Here is an 11,830-nt window from a genome sequence, read left to right as displayed (position 1 = left end):
ATGCGAAAATTCACTGTCGAGGAGCGGCGGAACCGCCTGGCGCGCAGGCACTTTCTGTCGCCAACGGATCCGCAGCCCATAACGCGGATCATCGCCGGGCTCGTCGCGTTGCACGCGACCGACCCCGCGACTCCATACCTGTCGCTGTGGGCCCGATCCCCCGGCTTCGCCACCGCCGACCTCGATGTGGAGCTGTACGAGAAGCGCTCCGCGCTAAGGCATCTGGCGATGCGCCGCACACTGTGGTTGGTGAACAGCGACGACCTGGCCATGATCCAGTCCGCGGCCAGCGACCGGGTCGCCGACAACGAACGCCGCCGGCTGGCCGCCGACGTCCACAAGGCCGGCCTGGCCGCGGACGGGGACCGCTGGCTCGAGCGGGCCTGCGCCGCGGTGTTGCGCCACCTGAACGACAACGGGCCGGCCAGCAGCACCGAGCTGCGTGCCGCGCTGCCCGAGCTGACCGGAACATATGATCCGGCGCCCGGAAAACGGTGGGGCGGAGCCGTTCCCATTGCCCCGCGGGTCCTCACCGTGCTCTCGGCGCGTGGCGACATTGTGCGCGGACCCAACGACGGAGCCTGGACCACGTCGCGGCCGCGGTGGGTCCACGCGTCCCAGTGGCTCGGGGCGCGCGACGAATCGGTGGACGCCCAGGCCGAACTCATCCGGCGTTGGTTGCGCACCTTCGGCCCGGCCACCGCCGCCGACATCAAATGGTGGCTCGGCACCACGCTGACCGCGGTTCGAAAGGCGTTGGGCGACATCGGTGCCGTGCACGTCGACCTGCACGGCGGCCCCGGCTACGCGCTCCCGGACGACCTCGAACCGGAACCGGACGTGGGGCCGTGGTGCGCGTTGTTGCCCGGCCTGGACGCCACCGCGATGGGCTGGTTCGAAAGGGATTGGTACCTCGGCCCGCATCGCGGTCAGGTTTTCGACCGCAACGGCAACGCGGGTCCCACCGCGTGGTGGAACGGACGCATCGTCGGCGGCTGGAATCAGGACGACGGCGCCCGGGTGCGGCTGCAGCTCCTCGAGGACCCGGGCCAGCGCGCCCGCCGTGCCCTGCAGCGACGGGCCGACGAACTCACGTCGTGGCTGGACGGCGTGCGGATCAGCCCGCGCTTTCCGTCCCCGCTGTCCAAATCGGCGGGCCGCGAAACCTAAACGCTGACTTTGCGCCGCCGCCGCGATGCACTCGCGGGCGCACGCCCCCGGCCGACGACCTCGGCGAGAAACTTCCCGGTGTAACTTTCGGGCACCGCGGCGATGTCCTCCGGTGTGCCCTCGGCGACGATGGTTCCGCCCTCGGCGCCGCCCTCCGGACCCATGTCCACGATCCAGTCGGATGTCTTGATCACATCGAGGTTGTGCTCGATGACGATCACCGTATTGCCTTTGTCGACAAGCCCGTTGATCACGTTGAGCAGCTTGCGGATGTCGTCGAAATGCAGGCCGGTGGTCGGCTCGTCGAGGATGTAGATGGTGCGCCCGGTCGAACGCTTCTGCAATTCCGCGGCCAGCTTGACCCGCTGTGCCTCGCCGCCGGACAGCGTCGGCGCGGGCTGGCCGAGCCGCACATAGCCCAGGCCGACGTCGACCAGCGTGCGCAGATAGCGGTGAATGCCGGTGATCGGCTCGAAGAACTCCGCCGCTTCCTCGATCGACATGTCCAGCACTTCGGAGATGGTCTTGCCCTTGTAGTGCACCTCAAGGGTTTCCCGGTTGTACCGGGCGCCGTGGCAGACCTCGCACGGCACGTACACGTCGGGCAGGAAGTTCATCTCGATCTTGATGGTGCCGTCGCCCGTGCACGCCTCGCAGCGACCGCCCTTGACGTTGAACGAGAATCGGCCGGGCTGATAGCCGCGGACCTTCGCCTCGGTGGTGGCCGCGAACAGGGTGCGGATCTTGTCGAAGACCCCGGTGTAGGTGGCCGGGTTGGACCGGGGCGTGCGCCCGATCGGCGACTGGTCCACCCGGACCAGCTTGTCCAGCCGGTCCAGACCGGTGACGCGGGTGTGCCGGCCCGGGACCTGCCGCGCGCCGTTGAGCCGGTTGGCCAGCACCGCCGCCAGGATGTCGTTGACGAGAGTCGACTTGCCCGAACCGGATACGCCGGTCACCGAGGTCAGCACGCCGAGCGGGAACGACACGTCGATGTCGCGCAGGTTGTGCTCCCGGGCGCCGACGACGGTGAGCTGACGCCGCCGGTCGACGGGACGCCGGATCGCCGGCATCTCGATGCTTTCCTTGCCCGACAGGTAGGCACCGGTGATCGACGCCTTGTTGGCCAGCAGCTCGCCGTAGGTGCCGCTGTGCACGATCTGGCCGCCGTGCTCGCCGGCGCCCGGGCCGATGTCGACCACCCAGTCGGCATGCGCGATGGTGTCCTCGTCATGCTCGACGACGATCAGCGTGTTCCCGAGATCCCTTAGGCGCGTTAGTGTTTCGATGAGACGACGATTGTCGCGCTGATGCAGCCCGATGGACGGCTCATCGAGCACGTAGAGCACACCCACCAGACCGGAGCCGATCTGGGTGGCCAGCCGGATGCGTTGGGCCTCCCCGCCGGACAGCGTCGCCGCGGCGCGCGACAGGGAGAGGTACTCGAGCCCCACGTCGAGCAGAAAGCCCAGCCGCGACTGGATTTCCTTGAGCACCTGCCCGGCGATCGCCTGCTCGCGGTGACCGAGGGTGAGGCGCTGAAGAAAGTCCGCGCAGTCCGAGATGGACAGTTCACAGACCTCGGCGATGGACTTCACACCGCGGTCCCCCGCGGCCAGCGTCACCGCCAGGATCTCGGGCTTGAGCCGGGTGCCCTCGCACTCCGGGCAGGGCACGTCGCGCATGAAGCCCTCGTAGCGCTCCTTCATCTGCTCGGACTCGGTCTGGGCCATCTTGCGCTGCAGGAACGCGAGCACGCCTTCGAAATCGGCGTAGTACGAGCGGGTGCGGCCGTACCGGTTGCGGTAGCGCACATGCACCTGGTGGTCGGAGCCCTCCAGGATGGCCTTGCGGGCCTTCGCCGGCAGCTTGCGCCACGGTGTGTCGACGTCGAATCCCAGCTCCTCGCCGAGCCCGGCCATCATCCGGGTGAAGTATTCGGCGGTGTGGCCGTTCGACCACGGCGCCACCGCGCCCTCGGCCAGGGTGCGATCCGGGTCGGGGACCACCAGGTCGGGGTCGACCTCCTTGCGGATGCCCAGGCCGACGCACTCCGGGCAGGCGCCGTAGGGCGAGTTGAACGAGAACGACCGCGGTTCCAGGTCGTCGACCGCGAGCGGATGCCCGTTGGGGCAGGCCAGCTTCTCCGAGAACCGCTGCTCGCGCGGATGCCCGTGCTCGTCGTGATCGTCGGGGAACTCCAGCACCACGATGCCGTCGGCCAGGTTCAGCGCGGTTTCCACCGAGTCGGTGAGCCGCTGCTTGGCGGTGGCCTTGACCGTGAGGCGGTCGACCACCACCTCGATGTCGTGCTTCTCCTGCTTCTTCAGCTTCGGCGGATCGGTCAGGGGATGCACCACGCCGTCGACCCGGACCCGGCTGTAGCCCTGCGCGTTGAGCTTGTCGAAGAGGTCGGCGAACTCGCCCTTGCGGGTGCGCACCACCGGGGCGAGCACCAGGAAGCGGGTGCCCTCCGGCATCGCCAGCACCTGGTCGACGATTTGCTGCGGCGTCTGCCGCGCGATTCGGTGGCCGCAGATGGGGCAGTGCGGTGTGCCCGCGCGCGCGTACAGCAGCCGCAGGTAGTCGTAGACCTCGGTGATAGTCCCGACCGTCGACCGCGGGTTGCGGTTGGTCGACTTCTGGTCGATGGACACCGCCGGGGAGAGGCCCTCGATGAAGTCGACGTCCGGTTTGTCCATCTGGCCGAGGAATTGGCGCGCGTAGGCCGACAACGACTCGACGTAGCGGCGCTGCCCCTCGGCGAAAATCGTGTCGAACGCCAACGACGATTTGCCCGACCCGGATAGCCCGGTGAACACGATCAGCGAGTCGCGCGGCAGGTCGAGGTCGACGCCGCGCAGGTTGTGCTCACGGGCGCCCTTGACGATCAGGCGGTCAGCCACACTGTCCCTCTCGATGGAGCTCTTGCCAGTGCTTAAAGCGGTGAACGCGCACGGCGCATTCCATGCTATGTGCCCGCGCCGACAAGTTTCGATTGACCAGTAACGTGGCGCACATGACTGCCGTGGATGACAACTACACCGGACACGTCGACCCTGGTACTGCGGCCCGCCGGACCCTACCCGGCGCCACGATTCTAAAGGCGTCGGTGGGACCGATGGACAACAACGCCTATCTGGTGACGTGTGCGGCGACCGGAGAAACCCTGCTGATCGACGCTGCCAACGACGCCGAGGTGCTGACGGACCTGATCCGCCGTTACGCCCCGACGGTCTCGCTGATCGTGACCAGCCATCAGCACTTCGATCACTGGCAGGCGCTCGAGGCTGTCGCCGCGGCCACCGGCGCGCCGACCGCGGCCAACGAGATCGACGCCGAAGCGCTGCCGGTCAAACCGGACCGTTTGCTGTCGGGCGGCGACACCGTGCGGATCGGCGAGCTCAGCTTCGACGTCATCCACCTGCGCGGGCACACGCCCGGTTCGATCGCGCTGGCCCTCGACGGGCCCGCGACGGGCGGGGTTACCCAGTTGTTCACCGGCGATTGCCTGTTCCCCGGCGGCGTCGGCAAGACCTGGCAGCCCGGGGACTTCACCCAGTTGCTCGACGACGTCACGACCCGGGTGTTCGACGTGTACGACGACTCCACCGTCATCTACCCGGGACACGGCGACGACACCGTGCTGGGCGCCGAACGCCCCCACCTCGCCGAGTGGCGCGAGCGGGGCTGGTAGACCGAACGGTTACGACGTGGTGTGCACGATCAACACGTCGACCTTGGCCCGACGTGAGACGTTGGCCGGCACCGATCCCAGCAGGCGGCCCGCGATGGTGCTCAGACCGACGTTGCCGACTACCAGCAGATCGGCCTTTTCGTCCTCGGCTAGCTTGACCAGCGCGTCCACCGGGGCACCGACGATCGGCTTTTCCTCGACGTTCTTGGCGCCGGCCTTGTGCGCCCGCTCCTTGGCGTCGTGCAGGATCGCGTAGATCGGGGCGGTGCCCGACACCTTGTAGCTTTCGTCCTTCAGAATGTCGGCGGCCCGGCCGTCCTCATGCTGGGGTAGATACGCCGACGCGATGATCAACTTGGCGCCGTCCCCGGCGATGGTGGCTGCTCTGTCCACAGCACGCATCGACGAGTCCGAGCCGTCGGTCCCGACCACCACAGTCCGATAGGCGCTCATTTACCCTCCCAGTGTCGGTTGCTACGCCAACCCCAGACAGTATCGCGTTGCCGGAGAAAGATGCGTCAGATTACCCACACACTGGTGGCGTGGCGCAACCCGCAAATTATCCCGCCACGCTGCGGCAACGTGCAATTTTGCGGCCATAATGCCCGCGCTGCGGCGTGCGGGGGGCGGAAAGCATTGCATCGCAGACCTTCTCGCGAAATGCGGGTCACGGGCGCCGGTGACCTGCGCGTACGCGGCCTCGCCTGACTTACAGTGACAAGCATCATGTCGATGCCCACCCTCGAGCAGCCCACGCCGGGCGTCGTTGACAAGTCCGCGGCCGCCGGCGGGCCCGGCCGGCTGCTCGACCCGTGGCTGGTAGGCGTCCTGGCCGCCGTCATCAGCGCCGCCTGGGCCTCCCGCCCTTCGCTCTGGTTCGACGAGGGGGCGACGATATCGGCGGCGGCCAGCCGAACCTTGCCCGAGCTGTGGAAACTGCTGGGCCACATCGACGCCGTGCACGGCCTGTATTACCTGCTGATGCACGGCTGGTTCGCGATATTTCCGCCGACCGAATTCTGGTCGCGGGTGCCCAGCGCCCTGGCGATCGGGGCTGCGGCCGCGGGCGTCACGGTGTTCAGCAAGCAATTCGTCCCGGGGCGTGCGACGGCACTTTGCGCCGGCGCCGTCTTCGCCATCTTGCCGCGCACCACGTGGGCGGGCATCGAGGCGCGCCCGTACGCCATGGCGGCCGCCGCCGCGGTGTGGCTGACGGTGTTGTTCGTCGTCGTGGTCCGGCGCAACACGCCGCGGTTGTGGCTGTGCTACGCGCTGGCGCTGATGCTGTCGATCCTGCTGAGCCTCAACCTGATCCTGTTGGTTCTCGTGTACGCCGCGATGCTTCCGCTCCTGGTGCCGAAGCGATCCCGTAAGTCTCCAGTCATGTGGTGGGCGGTCAGCTCGGCCGTCGCCGTCGGCGTCATGACGCCGTTCCTCGTGTTCGCCCATGGCCAGGTTTATCAGGTCAACTGGATCTTTCCGGTCAGCTGGCACTATGCGTTCGACATCGTCCTGCGGCAGTACTTCGACCACAGCGTTCCGTTCGCGATTCTCACGGCGGTGCTCATAGGCGCGGCGGTCGTGGCCCGGCTGACCGGCGCGCGGCGTCCGGCAAGCGACCTGCGCGTACTGCTGCTTATCTGCGCGGCATGGATCGTCCTACCCACCGCGCTCGTCGTCGTCTACTCGGCCGTCATCGAACCGATCTACTTTCCCCGCTACCTGATCCTCACCACGCCCGCAGTGGCCATGGTCATGGCCGTCTGCATCGTCACGCTCGCGCGCAAACCGGGGCCGATCGCTGCGGTGGTCCTGGCGTTCGCCGCGGCCGCGCTGCCGAATTATTTGTTCATCCAGCGCTGGCCGTATGCCAAGGAGGGCTGGGACTACAGCCAGGTGGCCGACCTGATCCAATCCCACGCCGCGCCTGGGGACTGCCTGCTGGTCGACAACACGGTGCCCTGGCGGCCCGGTCCTATCCGCGCGGTGCTGGCCACCCGGCCCGCGGCCTTCCGGTCGGTGATCGACGTCGGGCGCGGCGCGTACGGCCCCAAGGTCGGTTGGCTGTGGGACGGCCACGTCGCGGTGTGGCTGACGACAGCCAAGATCAACAAGTGCTCCACCATCTGGACCATCACCAATAAGGACAAGTCGCTGCCCGATCACCAGGTCGGAGAACCGTTGCCCCCGGGGGTGTTCGGCCGCGCCCCGGCGTATCGGTTCCCGAGCTACCTCGGCTTCCACATCGTCGAGCGTTGGCAATTCCACTACTCGCAGGTGGTCAAGTCGACGCGGTGAGGGCGCGGCGACCGCCGCGGACCGCCGCGTAGGACGCCGCGACACCGGCGCCGGTCAAGGCGGTGAAAACGGCGAACAGCCAACGGGCTTCCATCACGTCGCCGCCCTGGACCGTGTTGACCACCACGCCGGCCAGGCCGGCGCCGAATGCCGCGGAGACGAGCTGCACGGTGTTGATCGCCGCGGCCGCCGCCCCGCCTTCGGCCGGGTCGTTGACGGAATCCATTGCGCGCACCGACAAGTGGGGCCACGCCATGCCGATTCCGATCCCGGCCACCAGCAGGGCCAGCGTCCAGAGCGACACGACCCCGCCGGATGCGTTGTCGCGCTGGGTGAATGCGCCCAGTGCCAGACCCGAGGCCACCACCACCGGCGCGACCGCGATAACCCGATCGATCGCCCGGGGGCTTTCCAGCGATGCGCTGACGATTTCGCTGAACGTCCAGCCGACGGCGAGCGCAGCGCCCAGGAACCCGGCCGCCACGGGGCTCAGATGCGCCAACCGCTGACCGAACAGCGGCACGTAGGTGTCCACCATGGCGCCGAGCATCAGCGCACCCATGGCCAGATAGATCCACTTCAAGGGTCCGGGACCAAATACGCTGGGCGGCAAGACTTTTGCGGGCATCCGCCAGTCGACGAGCACGAACAGTCCGACCAGCACGATGGCGACGGCGAGCAGCCCGCCGGTCGCGACGACGTCGTGCGGGATTTGGGCGACGCTGATCGCCAACGCGGCGGCCCCGATCAGCACCAGCGACCACACCGGCACCCTCAAGACCGCCGCGGCACCGCTCGAGGCGCCCCGACCCGCGGGCAACGCGACCGGCACCAGCAACGCCATCAAGGCGGTCACAATCGCCATCGCGACGAAAGCCCAACGCCACAAACCGAATTGGGCGAACAGCCCACCCGTCGCGGGCCCCACCACCGTGGCGACACCCCACATGGCCGACACCAGCGCAGAGGCCCGGGTCCACAGGGCGCGCGGCAACGCGGTGTTGATGACCGCATAGCCGAGGCCGGCCAGCAAGCCCCCGGCCACGCCTTGCAGGGCGCGTCCCGCGATCAGGATTTCCATGCTGGGCGCCACGCCACAGGCCAGGCTGGAGACGGCGAACACGGCCAGCCCCATCAGATACGACCTGCGCGGCCCGTAGCGCAGCAGCATCGGACCGACCATGGTCGCCGCGACTATCGACCCGACCAGGTACAGGGTCATCACCCAGGCGTAAAGGCGGCTGCCGCCGATTTCGGCGACCGTATTGGGAAGCAGGCTGATGGTCAGAAACTCGTTGGTGGCATACAGCGCTACCCCACCGGCCAGCACGACGGACGTCCCCAGGTAGCGGGCGCCCAGCAGCTCGCGCCAGCTACCGGTGGTGGTGGCGGTGTGCGTCACTTGAGCCCGGCGGCGTCCATCCCGCGCAGTTCCTTTTTGAGGTCCGCGATCTCGTCGCGGAACCGCGCGGCCAGCTCGAACTGCAGGTCACGGGCGGCCGCCATCATCTGCGCGGTGAGGTCCTTGATCAGGTCGGCCAGCTCCGCGCGCGGCATGTTGGTCGTGTCGCGGCCCTCAAACACCCCGGCGCTGACCACCCGGCCCGGCTCGCCCTGCGCCCGCCGCCCGCGTGAGACGCTGCGCCCGGACCCGATTTCGACGGTCTCCGTGTCGTCGGCTTCGGAGTAGACCCGGTCGAGGATGTCGGCGATCTTCTTGCGCAGCGGCTTCGGGTCGATGCCGTTGGCCTCGTTGTAGGCGACCTGCTTGGCGCGGCGCCGTTCCGTCTCGTCGATGGCCTCGCGCATCGAATCGGTGACGGTGTCGGCGTAGAGGTGCACTTCGCCGGACACGTTTCGCGCGGCGCGGCCGATGGTCTGGATCAGGCTGCGCGTCGAGCGCAGGAAGCCCTCCTTGTCGGCGTCGAGGATCGCCACCAGCGACACCTCGGGCAGGTCGAGTCCCTCCCGCAGCAGGTTGATGCCGACCAGGACGTCGTAGTCGCCGAGCCGCAGCTGGCGCAGCAGTTCCACCCGGCGCAGCGTGTCGACCTCGGAATGCAGATACCGCACCCGGATGCCCATCTCCAACAGGTAGTCGGTCAGGTCTTCGGCCATCTTCTTGGTCAACGTGGTCACCAGCACCCGCTCGTCGAGCGCGGTGCGCTTGCGGATTTCGCCGATGAGATCGTCGATCTGACCTTTCGTCGGCTTGACCGTGACCTTGGGGTCGACGAGCCCGGTGGGCCGGATCACCTGCTCGACGAACTCGCCCTGCGTCTGGCTCAGCTCGTACGGGCCGGGGGTGGCCGACAGGTACACCGTCTGCCCGATGCGGTCGGCGAACTCCTCCCAGGTCAGCGGGCGGTTGTCGCAGGCCGACGGCAGCCGGAACCCGTACTCGACCAGGTTGCGCTTACGGGACATGTCGCCCTCGTACATGCCGCCGATCTGCGGCACGGTGACGTGCGACTCGTCGATGACGAGCAGGAAGTCCTCCGGGAAGTAGTCGAGCAGCGTCGCCGGCGGCGAGCCCGGCCCGCGGCCGTCGATGTGCCGCGAGTAGTTCTCGATACCCGAGCAGAACCCGACCTGGCGCATCATCTCGATGTCGTAGTTGGTCCGCATCCGCAGCCGCTGAGCCTCCAGCAGCTTGCCCTGGCCTTCGAGTTCGGCGAGACGCTCCGCCAGCTCCTCCTCGATCGTCGAGATCGCGTGCGCCATCCGTTCCGGCCCGGCCACATAGTGGGTGGCCGGGAAGATCCGCAGCGAGTCGACCTTGCGGACCACGTCGCCGGTCAGCGGGTGCAGGTAGTACAGCTCCTCGATCTCGTCGCCGAAGAATTCGATGCGCAGCGCCAGCTCTTCGTAGGACGGGATGATCTCCACGGTGTCGCCGCGTACCCGGAACGAGCCGCGGGTGAAGGACAGGTCGTTTCGCGTGTACTGCACGTCGACGAGCAGCCGCAGCAGCGCGTCGCGGGGGACCTCGGTGCCGACGCGGAGCTCGACGGATCGGTCCAGGTAGGACTGCGGTGTGCCCAGACCGTAGATGCAGGACACCGACGCCACCACCACCACGTCGCGGCGCGATAGCAACGACGACGTCGCGGAGTGCCGCAACCGCTCCACGTCGTCGTTGATCGAGCTGTCCTTCTCGATGTAGGTGTCGGTCTGCGCGATGTACGCCTCCGGCTGGTAGTAGTCGTAGTACGACACGAAGTACTCGACTGCGTTGTGCGGCAACATCTCTCGCAGCTCGTTGGCCAACTGCGCGGCCAGCGTCTTGTTGGGCGCCATCACCAGGGTGGGCCGCTGCAGCCGCTCGATGAGCCAGGCGGTGGTGGCCGACTTGCCGGTGCCGGTGGCGCCGAGCAGCACGACGTCGCGCTCCCCCGCCTTGATGCGCCGCTCCAGCTCGTCGATGGCGGCCGGCTGGTCGCCGGCCGGCGCGTGCGGGCTGACGACCTCGAAGCGGCCACCGACGCGCATGACCTCCTCGACGGCGCGGTATTCCGAATGCGCGACGACCGGATGCTCAGTGGCGAAAGCCATGCCACCAGGGTAGAGCCAGCCACCGACAAGCGTGCCGGTCCTCGCCTAGCCCGCCGGCCGGGTCCACGTCCGGCTGACCGGGTCGCATTGGAGCAGGTAGCCGTCGTTCGAGGTCGAGGTGGCGAACACCGAGGTGCCCGGGCGGTCGCACGAGCTGCCCGAGGCGTGCACACCCGTCGTGATGGGGGCCTTGGCCCAGGCGGTGCCTTCGCAGACCACCTGCTCGTTGTTGGTCGGGTCGTAGGCGAGCTTGTCGACGTCGGTGCACGACCCGCCGAGGACGGGCGGTACCGGGTTGGCCGGCGCGGTCGAGGTGTCGAGGACCTGCGTCGGATCGGCCAGCGGCACGCCCACGGGCGCGTCACCGACGCGGGTGGCCACCACCGGTATCCGCACCACGGCCCCTTGCGCGCCACACTCGTTGCTCATCACGGTCTGGGTTTCCGTGCCGCGCAGCGTGCCGTCGGCCTGCGGCGCGAGCGACCACGCAACCGTCTCCTGCTGGGTGGCCCCGACAAGGCCGTCCGGCGGGACGCAGTGCAACCGCACCTGCTGCGGAGCGCCCTGCCAGTATCCGGCGACGAAACGCAGGGTGTCGGTCCGGCCTCCGCCGGCGGTGTTCGCCACCTGGTGGTCGGCGTCGTCCAACAGGGTCCCGGTGGCGGCGCAGCCGTTCGTCGTGCACGCGGAGCGGAAAGCCCACCAGTCGGAGTCGGCCGTGTCCTGACGGATCGCGACACCATTGCCCGTCCGCTTGCTCTGGTCGTAGGTCAGTTTGTAGGTGCCGCTGAATGTGGGACCGCCGGGTCCCGTGGGGGCGGGGGGGGGGGCCGGCGGCGACGGTCTCGAGGCAAGCGCGGGGTTGCCCGGCGCGGGTTCCGGCTGGAAGGAGTACAGGACCGACCAGGTCGCCGCCACGGCGACCAGCACCGCGCACACCAGCGCGGTCGCCCATCGGGTCCTCGACGAGTATCGGTGGCTCATCGCCGCGACGAGCGCCGGGGCGCCGCGCCGCCGGTGCGTGGCTATCCGAGCCGTGGCGGCGTTGTCCAACCGCTCGCTGACGGCGGCCGCGAAGTCCCGACACCGATCGAACCTGTCTTCGCGGCG

7 protein-coding genes and 1 pseudogene are annotated in these 11,830 nt (G+C 68.5%); 3 read left to right on the top strand and 5 right to left on the bottom strand.

What is annotated here, in order from left to right; genetic code table 11:
• Window positions 1-1,170, top strand: coding sequence for a winged helix DNA-binding domain-containing protein (locus tag A5744_RS04675; protein WP_076058844.1), 1,170 nt, complete (start codon window positions 1-3; stop codon window positions 1,168-1,170).
• Here the strand turns inward: A5744_RS04675 and uvrA are convergent.
• Entirely contained in the window at window positions 1,167-4,076 is a 2,910-nt protein-coding gene (gene uvrA, locus A5744_RS04670) for an excinuclease ABC subunit UvrA (RefSeq protein ID WP_076058842.1), read from the bottom strand. The genes A5744_RS04675 and uvrA overlap by 4 nt on opposite strands.
• A gap of 113 nt (window positions 4,077-4,189) precedes the next feature.
• Between uvrA and A5744_RS04665 the strand changes: the two genes are divergently transcribed.
• Window positions 4,190-4,867: an MBL fold metallo-hydrolase gene (locus tag A5744_RS04665; protein ID WP_076058840.1), complete on the top strand. Its 678-nt coding sequence runs from the start codon at window positions 4,190-4,192 to the stop codon at window positions 4,865-4,867.
• Window positions 4,868-4,876: 9 nt separating this feature from the next.
• Here A5744_RS04665 and A5744_RS04660 read toward each other — a convergent pair whose 3' ends face one another.
• A complete protein-coding gene (locus A5744_RS04660) occupies window positions 4,877-5,320 on the bottom strand; it encodes a universal stress protein (RefSeq protein WP_076058838.1) in 444 nt (147 codons plus the stop codon).
• A gap of 273 nt (window positions 5,321-5,593) precedes the next feature.
• Here A5744_RS04660 and A5744_RS04655 point away from each other — a divergent pair, with 273 nt between their 5' ends.
• Window positions 5,594-7,165: a hypothetical protein gene (locus tag A5744_RS04655; RefSeq protein ID WP_083679198.1), complete on the top strand. Its 1,572-nt coding sequence runs from the start codon at window positions 5,594-5,596 to the stop codon at window positions 7,163-7,165.
• Here the strand turns inward: A5744_RS04655 and A5744_RS04650 are convergent.
• From A5744_RS04650 to A5744_RS04640, 3 genes and pseudogenes are all read right to left on the bottom strand, one after another.
• A complete protein-coding gene (locus A5744_RS04650; RefSeq protein WP_076058835.1) occupies window positions 7,149-8,567 on the bottom strand; it encodes an MFS transporter in 1,419 nt (472 codons plus the stop codon). The two genes, A5744_RS04655 and A5744_RS04650, sit on opposite strands and share 17 nt — an antisense overlap.
• The gene (gene uvrB / locus A5744_RS04645; protein WP_076058833.1) at window positions 8,564-10,720 is read right to left on the bottom strand and encodes an excinuclease ABC subunit UvrB; all 2,157 of its coding nucleotides are present in this window, start codon (window positions 10,718-10,720) and stop codon (window positions 8,564-8,566) included. The genes A5744_RS04650 and uvrB overlap by 4 nt, the downstream gene beginning before the upstream one ends.
• 45 nt (window positions 10,721-10,765) lie before the next feature.
• Window positions 10,766-11,830 (bottom strand): annotated as a pseudogene (locus A5744_RS04640) (serine/threonine protein kinase); the annotation flags it as partial.

The sequence above is a fragment of the Mycobacterium sp. IS-1264 genome, from assembly GCF_001954195.1.
Taxonomy (GTDB): Bacteria; Actinomycetota; Actinomycetes; order Mycobacteriales; family Mycobacteriaceae; genus Mycobacterium.
Note: the sequence above shows the minus strand (reverse complement) of the source record. Positions and strands in the feature narration are given on the sequence as shown.